At 69.4% G+C, this 15,141-nt stretch carries 11 protein-coding genes; 5 read left to right on the top strand and 6 right to left on the bottom strand.

Translation table 11 applies throughout. From position 1 onward, the window contains the following. Window positions 1-71: 71 nt before the first annotated feature. The gene (locus AC1Q87_RS19625; RefSeq protein WP_492610514.1) at window positions 72-3,044 is read right to left on the bottom strand and encodes a TonB-dependent receptor domain-containing protein; all 2,973 of its coding nucleotides are present in this window, start codon (window positions 3,042-3,044) and stop codon (window positions 72-74) included. A 243-nt stretch (window positions 3,045-3,287) separates the two neighbouring features. Then, window positions 3,288-4,406 (bottom strand): pyridoxal phosphate-dependent aminotransferase, encoded by a 1,119-nt coding sequence (locus AC1Q87_RS19620; RefSeq protein WP_492610513.1) that lies wholly within the window; start codon window positions 4,404-4,406, stop codon window positions 3,288-3,290. Window positions 4,407-4,605: 199 nt separating this feature from the next. On the opposite strand from AC1Q87_RS19620, the gene AC1Q87_RS19615 reads away from it, so the two are divergent. From AC1Q87_RS19615 to AC1Q87_RS19600, 4 genes are all read left to right on the top strand, one after another. Then, window positions 4,606-5,088 carry an Lrp/AsnC family transcriptional regulator gene (locus tag AC1Q87_RS19615; protein ID WP_492610512.1) on the top strand — a complete coding sequence of 161 codons (483 nt, stop codon included), beginning with the start codon at window positions 4,606-4,608 and terminating at the stop codon, window positions 5,086-5,088. A 159-nt stretch (window positions 5,089-5,247) separates the two neighbouring features. Next, on the top strand, window positions 5,248-6,498 hold the full coding sequence (locus tag AC1Q87_RS19610; protein ID WP_492610511.1) for an aminotransferase class V-fold PLP-dependent enzyme: 1,251 nt from the start codon (window positions 5,248-5,250) through the stop codon (window positions 6,496-6,498). Beyond that, window positions 6,498-8,213 (top strand): M61 metallopeptidase family protein, encoded by a 1,716-nt coding sequence (locus AC1Q87_RS19605; protein WP_492610510.1) that lies wholly within the window; start codon window positions 6,498-6,500, stop codon window positions 8,211-8,213. Before AC1Q87_RS19610 ends, AC1Q87_RS19605 begins: the two co-directional genes overlap by 1 nt. Next, a complete protein-coding gene (locus AC1Q87_RS19600; protein WP_492610509.1) occupies window positions 8,201-9,697 on the top strand; it encodes a S10 family peptidase in 1,497 nt (498 codons plus the stop codon). Before AC1Q87_RS19605 ends, AC1Q87_RS19600 begins: the two co-directional genes overlap by 13 nt. Here the strand turns inward: AC1Q87_RS19600 and AC1Q87_RS19595 are convergent. The 3 genes from AC1Q87_RS19595 to AC1Q87_RS19585 are packed head-to-tail and all read right to left on the bottom strand — an operon-like array spanning window position 9,694 to window position 12,452. Further along, the gene (locus AC1Q87_RS19595; RefSeq protein ID WP_492610508.1) at window positions 9,694-10,263 is read right to left on the bottom strand and encodes a TetR/AcrR family transcriptional regulator; all 570 of its coding nucleotides are present in this window, start codon (window positions 10,261-10,263) and stop codon (window positions 9,694-9,696) included. The genes AC1Q87_RS19600 and AC1Q87_RS19595 overlap by 4 nt on opposite strands. A gap of 50 nt (window positions 10,264-10,313) precedes the next feature. Further along, complete coding sequence (locus AC1Q87_RS19590; protein WP_492610507.1) at window positions 10,314-11,345, bottom strand: glutathione S-transferase family protein; 1,032 nt, start codon at window positions 11,343-11,345, stop codon at window positions 10,314-10,316. 12 nt (window positions 11,346-11,357) lie between these two features. Then, a complete protein-coding gene (locus AC1Q87_RS19585) occupies window positions 11,358-12,452 on the bottom strand; it encodes an MBL fold metallo-hydrolase (RefSeq protein WP_492610506.1) in 1,095 nt (364 codons plus the stop codon). 87 nt (window positions 12,453-12,539) lie between these two features. Between AC1Q87_RS19585 and AC1Q87_RS19580 the strand changes: the two genes are divergently transcribed. Next, complete coding sequence (locus tag AC1Q87_RS19580) at window positions 12,540-13,442, top strand: haloalkane dehalogenase (protein ID WP_492610505.1); 903 nt, start codon at window positions 12,540-12,542, stop codon at window positions 13,440-13,442. A gap of 7 nt (window positions 13,443-13,449) precedes the next feature. On the opposite strand, the gene AC1Q87_RS19575 is transcribed toward AC1Q87_RS19580, so the two are convergent. Then, window positions 13,450-15,132: a sulfatase-like hydrolase/transferase gene (locus AC1Q87_RS19575; RefSeq protein ID WP_492610504.1), complete on the bottom strand. Its 1,683-nt coding sequence runs from the start codon at window positions 15,130-15,132 to the stop codon at window positions 13,450-13,452. Window positions 15,133-15,141 lie beyond the last annotated feature (9 nt).

Raw genomic sequence — 15,141 nt, 5'->3', positions numbered from 1 at the left:
GTCCGTGGGTCAGACCGGCGCCGCCTGCCGCGCGCGGACGAGAGTGATCCGCGCGACGGTTCAGCCCGGCCCTAGAACCGCGCGTTCAGGCCGACATAGTACCGGCGGCCCAGGATGTCGCCGTAGTTCCGGGTCGGGAACGAGGGCTGTTCGTCCATCAGATTGAGAACGCCCGCGCGGACCGTGTACTTGTCGAAGGCGTACTGCGCCGAGATGTTGTGGACGTAGTTCTCCTTGATCTCCGGCGTCGGCGTGCTCTCGATGGTGTCGAAGCTGTTGATCTTGGCTTCCGGCCGATAGAGCATCGAGTAGTAGAGCCGCAGCGGGCCGTTCGAGTAGGTCGCGTCGAAGTCGACCACCCAGTCCGGCTGGCGGGTGGTGCCGTCGTAGCGGTTCACGTCGAAGCCGGTGACCGACTGCTCGTAGCGGGTGGTGTGGGTCGCATCGAGCGCCAGCTCCAGTTCGCCATAGTCCGCATCGTTGAAGAAGCGGCCCACCGGGAAGCGGTAGTTGACGTTGTAGGTCTCGCCCCGGAACGCCACCGTGCCGGCGTTGAAGGTGGTCGACATGGCCGTCGCGATGGCGCCGGTCGAGTCACGGGTGAAGGTGCCGCAGATCTCGGCCGACGGGCTCGTCGAGTCATAGCAGGCGGCCATGAAGTCCTGCGGCGTGAACGGCGACAGACCGTCCGTCAGGTCCACGTCGATGCGGTCGACTACGATGGTCAGGCCGGGCACGAAGGTCGGCTGATAAATGAAGCCGATGGTCCTGGTGTCCGACAGCTCGTTGCGCAGGTTCGGATTGCCGCCCGAAGTGACCAGGGTGTTCGAGAAGTTCTCCGACGGGTTCTGGAACGTCGCCAGCGGACCGAAGCTCGGATTGGCGGCGAACAGGGCCTGGCAGTTGGCCAGCCGCACCGCCGGGTTCGGGCCCGAGTTGATGCGGTCGGCGTCGCAGGGATCCCAGCCCGCGTTCGACAGGTCGGTGCGCGACGGCGCGGCCAGCTGGTCCAGCGTCGGCGCCCGGAAGTTGCGGCTGCGCGAACCGCGGATGGTCAGACCCTCGAAGACTTCCCAGCGCAGACCCGCGCCCCAGATGTTCTCCGAGCCGGCGATCGAGTGCTTCACGCGGCGATAGGCGCCGTCGAACTCCAGCGAGCGGACGCCCGGCAGCGTGAAGTCGCCGCCGAAGATCGGCACCAGCAGTTCGCCAGAGAACTCGTCGGTGTTGTAGGCGGCCTTGGTGGCCTGCGAAGCGACCTGCGATCCGACGATGCCCTGCTGGTTGGCGACGAACGGCGTGTACTTGGCCTCTTCGCGGCGGTGCTCGTAGGCGGCGCTGAACTTCACCGCGCCGGCCGGCAGGTTGAAGATGTCGCCGCCGATGGTCGCCAGGTAGTCGTCCTGGGTGTTCAGGTAGTCCTGGCCGATCGGCGCGGTCAGGTACAGGCGGTTGGCCTGGGTGACGTTGCCGACGCCGAACGGGTTGAGCGGGGTGCAGGCGGGATCGTCGTTGGCCGTAGAGGCGTCGGCGTTGATCGCGCAGACGATCGCGCCCGAGCTGTTGCGCACGGCGTTCACGGCGTTGTTGAAGCGCGAGGTGATCACGCCCCAGCCGGTGCTCTCGCCGTCGGTTTCGGCGCGGCTGGCCGACACGCTCCAGTAGAAGTTGCGGTCAGCGAAGTCGAAGTCGCCATCCAGCGCGACAACGGCGCGGGCGGTGTTCGTGGTGCTGACGTTCTCACGCGTCGGCAGCAGGTCGGTCCAGAACTTCGAGATGAACAGCGGGGGGCCGCCGGCGCCCAGCGCCGCCGACATGGCCGGGGTCAGGAACGGGTTGGTGCGCGACAGGGCGATGGCGCCGGCGCCCGAGGCGGCGTTGTTCAGCACCGTGTTGCTGGCCTGCTGGCCGTACGGGTCGCGTCCTTCGACCTTGGCGTACATGAACTCGCCCGACAGGCGGATGCGGTCGGTCAGGTCGACGTGGCCGATGACGTTGCCGACCCAGCGCTCGATACCGACCTGCAGGGCCGCGAGTTCCTGATACGGCAGGCCGTCGCCGCCGCTGGTGAAGGGCGGAACGTTCGGGTTGACCAGCGTGCCGACGTTGTAGGGGATGAAGGCGTCGCCCGTGGCGTTGCTCTGGATCGGCTGGCCGGCGACGGCGCCGATCTGGCTGGCGAAGGGCGGGCCGGCGCGCGAGATCACGCCGTTGGCGTTGAAGGTGACGAAGCGGGTGTTGAGATTCTCGACCAGCGAGGGGATGCCGTCGGTCGGCGTCCGGTTGGCCGGGTTCGACACGGTCACGCGGCCGAGATTGGTGCGCGGCCGGTCGTAGTCCAGCAGCGAGTCCGTCTTCGACCATTCCACGTTCGCCGCGATGTTGGCGCGGCCGTCCAGGAAGTTCTTGCCCGCGGTCGCCCGTAGCGCCTGGGTCGGGTAGTCGTCGCGAGAGGAGATGCCGTACTGGGCGTCGAGCTCCAGGCCCTCGAAGCTGTCCTTCAGCACGTAGTTGACGACGCCGGCGATGGCGTCCGAGCCGTAGACCGCCGCGCCGCCCGCCTGGACCACGTCGATGCGCTGGATCAGGCCGGTCGGGATGATGTTGGTGTCGACCACGCGATCGCCCAGGCCGTCGATGCCGCTGACCGCCCGCGACTGCGAAGTGGTCACCATCCGGCGGCCGTTGACCAGGGTCAGGGTGCGCCCTGCGCCCAGGCCGAACAGGTTCGGGAATGTCTGGCCGCTGCCGGCCTCGTTGCCAGTGCCGTCAGCCATCGCGAACGACGGGGCGTTGGAGCTGATCTGGTTCAGCATTTCACCGACCTGGACCACGCCGCGATCGGTCAGGGTCTCCGCGGTGACGACCGAAACGGGCGCCGAGGTTTCGGTCTCGACGCGACGGATGCGCGAGCCGGTGACGACGATCTCTTCGACCGCCACGTCGTTCTGCGCGAAGGCCGGCTGAACGGCCATGGCCGCTGCGATCGCCAAACCGCCCATCATGCTGGTGGCGAGCATGCGCCCGCGAACTGACTGAACCATCCTATATCCCCCTTCTGTCACGGAGCCCCTCCGGCTCCGACGCGCCCCGCCGCTCCCCGATAGGGGCGGGCCGCAAAGTCCGCTTTTGCGTTGTGGCGCTTGTGGAAAACCTAGGCGCCGCAACGCGGTTTTTCTTTTCGTTCTTCAAACCGACGTCGAAGCGTCGCAGATTGTTTATGCGCTCGGCGTCACGCGCCTGCATGGCCGATGCGGTGCAGGCAGACGAGGCGCACAAGGCCGCCATCAGGACGGCCGATAGCGGCGCAGCGCATCGGCGAAGCGCCCAAGCGCCCGGTCGAGCTGGTCGGCGTCGCCGCCGAAGCCGATCCGGATATGGCCCGGCAGACCGAAGAACTCGCCCGGCGCGACGGCGACGCGATGCTCGCGCCACAGCCATTCGGCCAGGGCGTAGGTGTCGGCGACACCCACGACGCGCGGGAAGTACATGCAGCCCTGCGCCGGCACCTCCCCCGCCAGCAGCCCCTCGGCGATCATCGCGCCGGCATGCCGCTCGAGCACCGGCCGTGTCCGCGCCAGCAGCCCGCGCCAATAGTCGTCGAACGGCGCCATGTCCTCGAGCACCCGCGCGGCGACCGCGTGCGAGAGCTTGGAGACCCCGAGGTCGCCCTGCTCGCTGGCCGCCAGGATCGCCTCGACCTTGTCGGGCGCGGCGATCGCCCAGCCGCATTTGAGCGCGAACAGACCCTGGACCTTCGTCAGGCTGCCGACGCTGATGATTTCCGGCGAATAGGTGGCGGCGGCCGGACGCGGCCCGGCGAAGTCGCCATAGACCTCGTCGATGACGATGCGCACGCCGCTCTTGCCGGCCAGGGCGGCCAGGGCCAGCAGGGCGCCCTGCCCCAGGGCCGCGCCGGACGGATTGTGCAGGTCGGTCAGGAGCACCAGCCGCGTCTCCGGCTGGATCAGGCTCTCCAGCTCGGCGGTGTCGATGGCGAAGTCGGGCGCGCGGCGCGACAGATAGCTTATGCTCGCGCCCGCCGCCGCGGCCAGGCCCGGCAGCAGGTCGAAGCACGGGGTCTCGACGATGATGTGGTCGCCGGGCCGCACGAAGGCGCGGATCGCCAGCCCCATGGCGCTGGTCGCGCCGGTGGTGCAGAGCACATTGGCCGGCTGCACGCCGTAGCGGCGCGCGACGGCGGCGGCCACGAAGCGGTTGCCGTTGGCGAATACGCTTTCGTAGCGGTCGGTGATCTCGCCGCCGAACGCGCCGCGGACGACCTGGGCCAGCAGTTCGGTCGGCTCGCGGATCGTGGAGTCGTAGAGCACCGCCGCGTCAGGGGCGGCGGCGATGTTGCGCATCATCGCCCGCACCCAGTTGGAATAGTCCTCTGGCGGCGGCACGTGCGTCCCCTCAGCCTTGGGCGACTTACTCGGCATATTCACTTCGTCGCCCCCAAGGCGCTGCCTGCGCCGTGCGGCGACAGTTGCTGACTATGGAGTGAGCCTATTCCGCCACACGGGATTATCTTGCCTTACTCGGCCTTGACATCGCCGATACCCGCATCCGCTATGCGCCCATATCGAACCAAGGACATAAGCTATGCCCGCCGAGCTCGACGCCATCGACATGAAGATCCTGGAGCTGATGCAGCGCGACGCATCGCTCTCGACGGCTGAGCTCGCCGAGCGCGTGGGCCTGTCGCAGTCGCCCTGCTGGCGCCGGATCCAGCGCATGCGCGAGGACGGCTACATCAAGGCCCAGGTGGTGATCGTCGATCGCGAGAAGCTCGGCTTCAAGATGCAGATCTTCGCCCAAGTGAAGATGACGACGCTCAGCGACGAGGATCGGGCCAAGTTCCACAAGGCCATCAACGACATCCCCGAAATCCTTGAATGCTATACGGTTTTCGGTGAGATGGACGCCATGCTGAAGATCCTGGCGCCGGACGTGATCTGGTATCAGGATTTCATCTTCTCGACGCTGCTCAAGCTGCCGGGCGTCGTCGACGTGCGCTCGATCGTGACTCTGACCGAGTCCAAGAGCACCACCGCCATCCCGATGCGCGCGCGCAAGTTCCGCTGACCGCCCCGCTGGCGCATGAGTAATGCAGCGCGGGCGCCGAGGACCGCATAATCCTCGCCAGGGCGGCGACCTTCGCCGTGGAGAACGACAAGAAAATCCGCCCGGCGGCTCATAGCGTTTCGAACACGGCCGGACCGGCCGCAAGAGTGCGAGATCACCATGAAGCTGACGCGCCGCGCCCTCGTCGTCGCCGCCGCCTCGAGCGGCGCGCTGGCCCAGTCGGCCGCCGCCGCGGCCCAGGCCTCGCCCGCCGCCCGACTGCCGGCCAAGGCCGAGTTCGCCAGCATGCCGTTCACCCACCTGGACGCCGGCTCGACCCATCCGATGCCGCTGGGCGCGCGCACGGCGCTGGAGGAGTACCTCCGCTACAAGACCCAGGACGGCACGGCTTCGAACTACAGCGTCGGGGCCAAGGAAGCCGCGATGATCGCCAAGTTCGGCGAGCTGGTGGGCGCCGCGCCGGACGAACTGTCGCTGATCCAGTCGACCACCATGGGCGAGAATCTGGTGATCCGCGCCCTCGGCATTCCCGAGAGCGGCGGGCGCATCGTCACCGACGCCCTGCACTTCTTCGGCTCGTTCTACACCTACGGCGAACTCGGCAAGGCCGGCATGGACGTCGTCACCCTGCCGATGACCCGGAACGGCCGCATCGACATGGGCCAGATGGCGGCCGCGGTGAACGACCGCACCAAGCTGGTCTCGATCAGCGCCGTCTCGACCACCAACGGCTTCGCGCACGACCTGAAGGCGGTCTGCGACCTGGCCCACGCCCACGGCGCCTATGTCTATGTCGATATGGTCCATGCGGTCGGGGTGACGCCGATCGACCTGCGCGCGGCCGGCGTCGATTTCGCCGCCTCGTCTTCCTACAAGTGGCTGATGGGCGACTTCGGCCTGGGCTTCCTCTACGTGCGCAAGGAGATCCAGGACAAGGTGAAGCGCCCCTGGTGGGGCTATCACCAGGTCAACGCCTTCAAGTCGCACGTCTTCCCGTATGACGAGCCGGGCCCCGGCGCGGCCACCTACGGCATGTCGCCCGACGCCGCCGGCAAGTTCGCCATGGGCACGACCTCGTGGACCGGGGTCGTTCAGCTCGACTATTCGCTGGGCCTGATCAAGGACCTGGGTGTCCCGGCCATCGAGGCCGCCCGTCAGCCGCTGATCACGGCCGTGCAGACCGAACTGCGCGGACGCGGCTACCAGCCGATGACGCCGCTGGACTCGCGCACCGCCCTGGTCGCCTTCGCGCTCAAGGACGCCCGCGCCAAGCTCGGCGACCTGATGAAGGCCGCCGACATCCGCCTGACCGTCTCGCAGAACCGCTTCCGGGTCTCGCTGGCGGTGTTCAACGACATGAACGACGTCGACCGCCTGCTGTCGGCGCTGCCACGGACCCCGCCCGCCTGATGAAGACCAAGACCCTGCTGGCCGCCGCCGCGGCCGCCCTGGCGCTCGCCACGAGCGCCGGAGCCCAGAACTCGCCTCCAGCTCTGAACCTCACCCTCGCCCCGCACCAGAGCGGCGGCGCGGTCGACAAGGTGGCCGTCACTCTCAAGCTGCAGGCGCCCGACGCCAAGCCGGGCGATCCTTTCCTGCGCCTGCCGATGGTCTTCGCGTCGGTGGAGACCCAGCGCTACGAGGCCGCCCAGATCGAGGTGACCGACGCCAAGGGCGCCGTGCCGCTGGTCCAGGAGGACGACCCGGCCGACGCGGCGAACTTCCTCTACTTCCGCCGTTGGCAGGTCGCCCGCCCGACGCAGGGCGACGTCACCGTCCGCTACACGGCCGCAGCGGCGGCGTTCCGGCCCAAGCTCGGCTCGGGCCCGCCCTTCGACCTGCGGCCCGAGGCCGGCGGCCTCAATGGCGCGGGCGTGACGTTCCTCGCCCTGCCCGACAACAGCCGCCCCTACAGCCTGGGCCTCGACTGGGACCTGGCGGCCATGCCGGCCGGGTCGCGCGGCGCCCAGAGCCTCGGCGAAGGCCCGCTGAAGATGGTCGGCCCGGTCGAGCTTCTGGCCAACACCTTCTACATGGCCGGCCCGATGCGGAGCTATCCGGAGGCCTCGAGCGGCCAGCCGTTCGCGATCTACTGGCTCGGAACCCCGCCGTTCGACGTGCCGGCGGTGGCCAGCTGGACCGAGAAGGCCCGCACCGCCATCGCCACCTTCTTCGGCGAGCCGAGCAAGCCCTACCGCGTGTTCTTCCGTCACAACCCCTATCCGGGCACGGGCGGCGCTGGGCTGATCAACTCGTTCATGTCCGGGTTCGGCGATGATCCGCCCCCGACGGTCGACGGCATGCGCCATCACCTGGCGCACGAGATCGTCCACAACTGGCCGGGCAGCCTGAACGGCCCGAACGGCATCGTCTCCTGGTACGGCGAGGGCCTGGCCGAGTTCTACTCGGCGACCATCCCCTGGCGCTCGGGCCCGATCTCGACCGACGATTTCCTGGCCCAGATCAACGAGCGCGCGCAGAGCTACTACGGCAACCCGGTGCGGAGCGCCCCGGCCAGCGAGATCGCCGCCAAGTTCTGGAGCGACACGCGGGTGCGCAAGCTGCCCTACGACCGCGGCGCCTTCTACATGGCCATGGTCGACGCCCAGGTCCGCGCCGAGTCGGGCGGCAAGCGCCGGCTGGACGACCTGGTCAAGGCGATGATCGCGCGACGTGAGGCCGGCAAGTCGTACGACACCGACGCCTGGCTCGAGATCGTGACCGCTGAACTCGGCCCGCAGGCGCGCGACGAGCACGCGGCGATGATGGCCGGCAAGCTGCTGGTCCCGCCCTCGGACGCCTACGGCCCCTGCTTCAAGCGCGAGGCCGCCAGCTTCCGCGCCTTCGAGCTCGGCTTCGACAGCGCCTCGCTGACCAGCAGCCCGCGGATCGTGAAGGGTCTGGTCGCCGGATCGCAGGCGGCCGTCGCCGGGGTCCGCAACGGTGACGAGATCACCGAAGCCGTGGTGCTGGACGCCGTGCAGGCCAAGCCCGAGCAGACCATCACCCTGAAGATCCGCCGCGACGGCCAGGATCTGACGATCACCTACCTGCCCCGCGGTCAGGCCCAGGACGGCTACCGCTGGGCCCGCACCCAAGTTCCGGACAGCCAATGCGCCATCTGATCTCGGCCGGCCTCGCCGTCCTGCTCCTCGCCTCGGCGCCGGCGGCCCAGGCTGCGCAAGATCCCGTCCCCGTCGCGGCCGCGCCGCGCGCGTTCGCCAGCGACCACGCCGGCGTCTTCATGGGCAAGAAGGTCGCCTACCGCACCACCTTGCAGGAGACGATCCTCAAGGCCGCCAACGGCCAGGCGGCCGCCAGCCTGTTCAGCTTCTCCTACGTGGCCAAGGGCGCGAAGCCCGACCGTCCGGTGGTCTTCGTGTTCAACGGCGGCCCTGGCTCGTCCTCGATCTGGCTGCACATGGGCATGCTGGGTCCGCGCCGTATCGCCATGGCCGACCCGGTCAAGCCGCCGACGGTTCCGCCCTTCGCGCTGGAGAACAATCCCTACTCGCTGCTCGACGTCGCCGACATGGTGTTCATCGATCCGATCGGCACCGGCTACAGCCGCCTGCTGCCGGGCGGCAGGGCCGAGGACTTCTACGGCGTCGCCCAGGACGCGCGCGCCACCAGCGAGTTCATCCAGGGCTGGCTGACCGCCAACGGCCGCTGGAATTCGCCGAAGTTCCTGATGGGCGAAAGCTACGGCACGGTCCGCGCCTCGGTCGTGGCGACCAATCTGATGGGCGGACCGATGTCGCCGGCCGGCGCGTTGGGCGCGACGACGCTGAACGGCGTCATCATCCTGGGGCCGTCGTTCGACATGAACCGCGGCGGCGGCGCCGGCGATGATCGCGGCGCGCTGTCGGCCCTGCCGACCATGGCCGCCACCGCCTGGGTCCACGGCAAGGCCGCCGGGACGTCGGCGCAAAGCGCCGCCGAGGCGGCCCGCAAGTTCGCGCGCGAGGTCTACCTGCCCGCCCTCTACGCCGGCGAGGAGCTGCCCGCCGCCGACAAGACCAAGGTCGCCGAGGGCCTCGCCGCTCTCACCGGCCTGCCCGCCCGGACCTGGTTGGACGCCGACCTGCGCATCTCGCTTTCGAAGTTCGGCGAACTGCTGCTGAAGGACAAAGGCCTGCAGATCGGCGCCTATGACGGCCGCTACACCCTGCCGCTGGCCGCCAGCGGCGGCGATCCCGTCGCCGACGATCCGGCCATGGGCCAGTACACGCCCTCGTTCGTCGCGGGCCTCAACCAATACGTCGAGCAGGATCTGAGGGTGAAGGCGCCCTCGACCTACCAGTCGATCGCCTTCGCCGACGTCAATTCGCGCTGGAACTGGGGCGCCGGCCCGCGCAACTACGCCGAGGATCTGGCCACCGCCATGCGCCGCAACCCGGCGCTCGGGGTGTTCGTCGGCTCCGGCTACTACGACCTCGTCACCACCTTCGGCGCGGCCGAGGCCGTGGCCCGCCATTCGGGCCTGGCGCGCGAGCGTCTGACCATGAAGGTCTATCCCTCAGGGCACATGCCCTATCTGGGCGACGACAGCGCCCGGCTGCTGGCCGCCGACATCCGCGCGTTCCTGGCGGAGCGTTCCCGGCCCTAGGCCAGCAATCTCCGAACGGAGGCTTCGAGCACCTGGCGTGCGCGGGCGGGGTTGAGGCCCTGCTCGCGCCGCAGCCGCGCCCAGCTCTCCCAGCTCAGCAGCAGATCCAGGGCCTCGACCGTCAGCGGATCGACGCCCGCCGGCAGCTCGCGCACCAGGATCGTGCGCAGCGCCGCCACCAGCCGCTCGCTTCCGGCCTCCAGGAACCGCGACCGGTGCCGCAGGACGTCCGAGGCGCGCTTGAACGGCGCGATCTTCTCGAACACCGCCGCGCGCCGGGCGACCAGCTCGACGACGCGCTCGCGCGGGTCGGCCGACTTGAACGGCGCATCGACCGCGGCCTGCATCTCCTGCTCGATGGCCTCGGACATCTCCGAATAGAGGCTGTCCATGTCGTTGAAGTGCCGGAACACGGTGCGCAGGCCGACATCGGCGCGCTCGGCGACCTGCTCGGCGCCGGGCGAGACCTCGCCCTCCTGGATGATCTCCAGCATGGCCGCGACAATGCGGGCGCGGTTGTCCTCGCCCCGCCGCCGCCGTCCGTCCGCCGACCGTTCCTGACTCAAGCGCTCCGCCCCCAGCAGACTCTTCGAGCCCTGACTAAGGCCTGCGGGGATCAAGCTCCAGGGGCGAACATGGTTTCGCAGCCGGTCCCGGCCAGCAGGCGGTCGACCGCGCCCCGCGCGCCGGCCTCGAGCCGCCCGTGCGACTCGCGCAGCCAGCGCAGGCACTTGGCCTGATAGGGGAACGGCTGCTGGGTCCAGGGCGCTCCCTCGACGGTCGCCTCGACCTGCTCGGCGCCGGCCATCACCGCCCGCGCATTGGCCAGCATCACCGGAGCGTAGCCGCGCCCGATCTCGGCCAACACCGGCGCCAGGGTCGGCGGCGGCGCGGCGGGATCGATCCAGTCGCCCTCCCCCGGCTCCAGCCCCGACAGGTCCTCCATCAGCCCGACCCAGGCGGCGACCCGCGGCGCGGCGCGCAGGGTCAGCGCCATCGGCGTCGGGTCGAAGGCCGCCAACTGGGTCAGTTGCCCGAACACCGCGAAATCCCCCGCTCCCGGCCGCCGGCCCAGCAGATAGGGCCAGTGGCGCAGGTGCGCCTCGAACGCCGCGAGGAACCGCGTGTAGCTCGCCTCGATCAGCGGCCCGGTCACGGGGTTGGAGCCGACATAGCGCAGCCGGCCGATCTGGCGCTCGGCGAACTGCCGCCCGCGCGCGGCCAGTTCCTCGTCCGGCACGCAGAACCCGCGCCAGCACGGCAGGATCGCCGCCGCCTTGGCGATGTCGGGCTCATATGCCCACCGGTAGTGGAACATGGCCTTGGTCAGCCACTCGTCGGCGAAGTCCTCGATCAGCTCGTCGAGGAAGGCCAGGGCCGGATCATCGGGGATCAGGCTGCGGCCGCCGTGCTCGCGCTCCAACCGCCGGATGATCGGGCTGGAGTCGGTGACCGCCGCCAGCTCGCCGTTCTCGTCGGGCAGGTAGAAGGTCGGCAGCAGCGAGACCTTCGGCTGCGGCAACCCCGCCAGCGCCGGCCCCGACGGCGGCAGGAAGCGGTAGGGAATGCGGCGGTAGCGCAGCACCGCCAGCATCTTGCGGGTGTAGGGCGAACCGGGCGCGCCTGAGAGCGCGATGGGGTCCTTCATCTCGAACGCCTCCTATCGGAAGATCGCCAGTCGGTTGGTGTAGCGAATATCGTCGGTCCCGGCCGGCAGGGTGATCAGATCGCCGTCGTGCCCAACCCGCAACTGGCCCGAATAGAGCTTGCGGGAGTCGCCCAGGAACGGCCCTTCCAGCGCCCGGATCGGCAGCGGCGGAATGATGTGGGTCAGCAGCAGGTAGCGCGCGCCCGAGCGCTCGGCGATCCGCGCCGCGTCCTCCGGGGCCGTGTGGTAGGACAGGATGTCGTGGGTGATCGCCGCCAGGTTCGCGCGCCCATGCGCGGTCGCGGCCTTGTTCTGGATGGCGACCAGGTTGGGGGCCAGGGCTTCGTGCACCAGCACGTCGGCGCCCTTGGCGGCGGCCTCGACCCGCGCCGAGACGGCGGTGTCGCCGCTGATCACCACGCTGCGGCCCTTGTAGACGAACTTGTAGCCGACCGCCGGCTCGACCGGCGCGTGCTCGACCGGGAAAGCCGTGACCTTGAGGTCGGGGGTGTCGATCAGCACCACGTCCGAGCCGTTGCGCGGGGCTTCGAACGGATGGGCGGTCCCGCCGAAGCCGCTCGGCGGCGTGACCTTCTCGCCGTGGTGGGCGATGCGATAGCCGCGATCGATCAGATAGGCGTCCTGGAAGCCGGCCACGACCTTGTCGACGCCCAGCGGGCCATAGACCGGGACCGGCGCCGTCTGCGCTCCGCTCGCCCAGCGCTGCAGCAACAGCTCGCCCAGATCGTCGATGTGGTCGGAGTGCAGGTGGGTCAGCAGTACTGCGTCGACCCTGCCCGGCGGCAGGTTCATCAGGGCGAGGTTCTTGGTGCCGCCCGCCCCGGCGTCGATGACGAACAGCTGCCGCCCGGCCAGCACCACCGTGCAGGGCCCGGCCCGGCCCGGATCGGGCATCGGCGAGCCTGAGCCGCAGAGCCCGACATGCAGGCCGTCCGGCAGATCCGAATAGAAATCGGGAGCCATGGCCTTGTCGAAGGTCCGCTCCATCGCCGCCACCGCGATCTGGCCGCGGAAGGCCCAGGCGCCGACCGCTGCGACCACCGCCACGGCCAACACGCCCCCCGCGATCTTCCACCCACGCGCCATCGCTTCCCTCCCCCGGCTTGACCGCCTCGGATTATAATGACACGCATAGTGTCATTAGTTTCAACGACTGACTAGCCCCGAGGCCCGATGCAGATCCTGCGCACTCCGGACGACCGTTTCGCCGCCCTGCCCGACTGGCCCTACGCGCCGCGCTATCACCAGCTGACCGACGCCGACGGAACGCCCCTGCGCCTGCACTATGTCGACGAGGGCCCGCGCGACGGCGCCCCCGTCCTGCTGCTGCACGGCGAGCCGTCCTGGGCCTATCTCTATCGCAAGGTCATCGCCGGCCTGGTCGCCAAGGGCTGCCGGGTGATTGCGCCGGACCTGATCGGCTTCGGCCGCTCCGACAAGCCGGCCGACCGCGCCGACTACACCTACGAGCGGCACGTCGCCTGGATGAGCGCCTGGCTGACCGATCTCGACCTCGCCGGCCTCACTCTGTTCTGCCAGGACTGGGGCGGGCTGATCGGCTTGCGGCTGGTCGCGGCCTTCCCCGAGCGCTTCGCCGGCGTCGTCGTCGCCAACACCGGCCTGCCGACCGGCGGCGGCATGACCGACGGCTTCAAGGCCTGGCTCGACTTCAGCCAGTCGGTCCCGCAAATGCCCATCGGCATGCTGATCAACGGCGGCACGGTCCGCGACCTGTCGCCCGAGGAAGTCGCCGCCTACGACGCGCCCTATCCCGACGAAAGCTACAAGGAAGGCGCCCGCCAGTTCCCCGCCCTGGTGCCGGTGACGCCCGAGCACGCCTCGGTCGCGGAAAACCTCGAGGCCTGGACGGTGCTCGAGCGCTTCGAGCGGCCGCTGGTCACCGCTTTCAGCGACGGCGACCCGATCACCAAGGGCGGCGAGGCGCCGTTCCAGGCCCGGGTGCCGGGCGCCCAGGGTCAACCGCACGTCACCCTGCACGGCGGCCACTTCCTGCAGGAAGACAGCCCCGGCGCCATCGTCGAGGTGATCGGCGGGCTCATCGCCCGCCGCGGCTAGGCGCGGGCTAGTTGTCCCACAGGATGTATTCGTCGCCGGCCTTCTGAGGAACGCCGCCCGGCTTGTCGATGAACACCGGCCCTTGCAGCAGCGAGGGCCAGATCGGCTTGACGCTCTGGGCGTCCTGGCGAGCGATCAACTCCTTGAGCGCCTTGACCTTCTCGGGCTGGGCGGCGGCCATGTCGCGCTGCTCGGTCGGGTCGCTGGCCAGGTCGTAGAGCCAGACCTTGTCGCGCGCGCCGTTGACCTGCAGCTTCCAGTCGCCGTCGAGCACGGCCTTGTACTGTCCCGAACGCCAGAACAGCGTCTGGTGCGGCCGCGCCGGGTTCTTGCCCTGCACGTGCGGCAGCAGGTCGACCCCGTCGATCGGCCGGTCGGTCGGCAGCGGCGCGCCGCCCGCCGCCGCCGCGGTGGCGAAGATGTCGATGTGTCCGACCGGATAGCCATAGGTCGATCCCGGCTGGATCGCGCCCGGCCAGCGCATGAAGAACGGGGTGCGCACCCCGCCTTCGAAGAAGGTCGACTTGAAGCCGCGATAGGGTTTGTTGACGTCGGGCAGCCCGACATAGCCGGCGCCGCCGTTGTCGCTGGAGAAGATCACCAGCGTGTTCTGGTCCAGCCCCTCGTCCTTCAGCGCCTGGAGGATCCGGCCGATGTTGGCGTCGAGGTTGCGGGTCATGGCGCCGTAGACCCGCGTGCGGTGGTCCTTGATCTGCGGCAGCGCGTCGTAGTCGGCCTTGGTGGCCTGCAGCGGCGTATGGATGGCGTTGGGCGCGTAGTAGAGGAAGAATGGCCGGTTGCGGTTGGCCTTGATCGCCTTCACCGCCTCGTCGGTCAGATAGTCGGTCATGTAGCCCTTGGGCTTGAACAGCGACGATCCGTTGAACTGCACGGCGTACGGCAGGTTCGGCCACAGGAAGCGGTCGATGGCGTCCCAGTCCTGCTTGGAGTTGACGACGTTCGGGTCCTTCGCCGGCAGGAACATCGACCCGCCGGCGATGAAGCCGAGGCTCTCGTCGAAGCCCTGATCCTCCGGCCGCGATCCCTTCTGGCCGCCCAGGTGCCACTTGCCCAGGTGGACGGTGTGATAGCCCTTGGTCTTCAACACCTCGGCGATGGTGATCTCGCTGGACGGCATGCTGAGCGCGTTGACCGCCGCCGGATTGCGCACGGTGCTGGCGGGCGGCATGTCCTTGATGCGGTCGGCAAAGAACTTCGGCTTCACGATCGCGCCGGGCTCGGCCTCGGTGCCGACCATCCGCGCGAACGCCACCGGGGCCGGCGTGAATTCGAACCCGAAGCGGGTCGGATAGCGGCCGGTCATGATCGCCGCCCGCGACGGCGCGCAGGTCGCGTTGCCCGCATAGCCCGCGCCGAACACCACGCCTTCCCGACCGATGGAATCGATGTTGGGCGTCGGCACGGCGCCGTTCGCCACGCCGCCACCGTTGATCGTGATGTCGTTGTAGCCGAGGTCGTCGGCCAGGATGAACACCACGTTAGGCGGGCGTTCGCCCTGCGCCGGCGCCTCCGGGCCTTGCGCCCAGGCCACCGCGCGGTTGTCTTCGACCGGCGGCATCTGCGCGCGGGCGATCATCGAGAGGATTGTCGTGCGGTTGGCCGCCGCCAGCCCAGCCCCCGCGGCCAGCACCAGCACGGACGCGCCCAGCCACTTCCACCGCCGCTTCATCGTCGCCTC

It is taken from the genome of Phenylobacterium sp. GW823-FHT02A09 (assembly GCF_058797775.1).
This window is presented reverse-complemented; position numbering and strand designations above follow the sequence as displayed.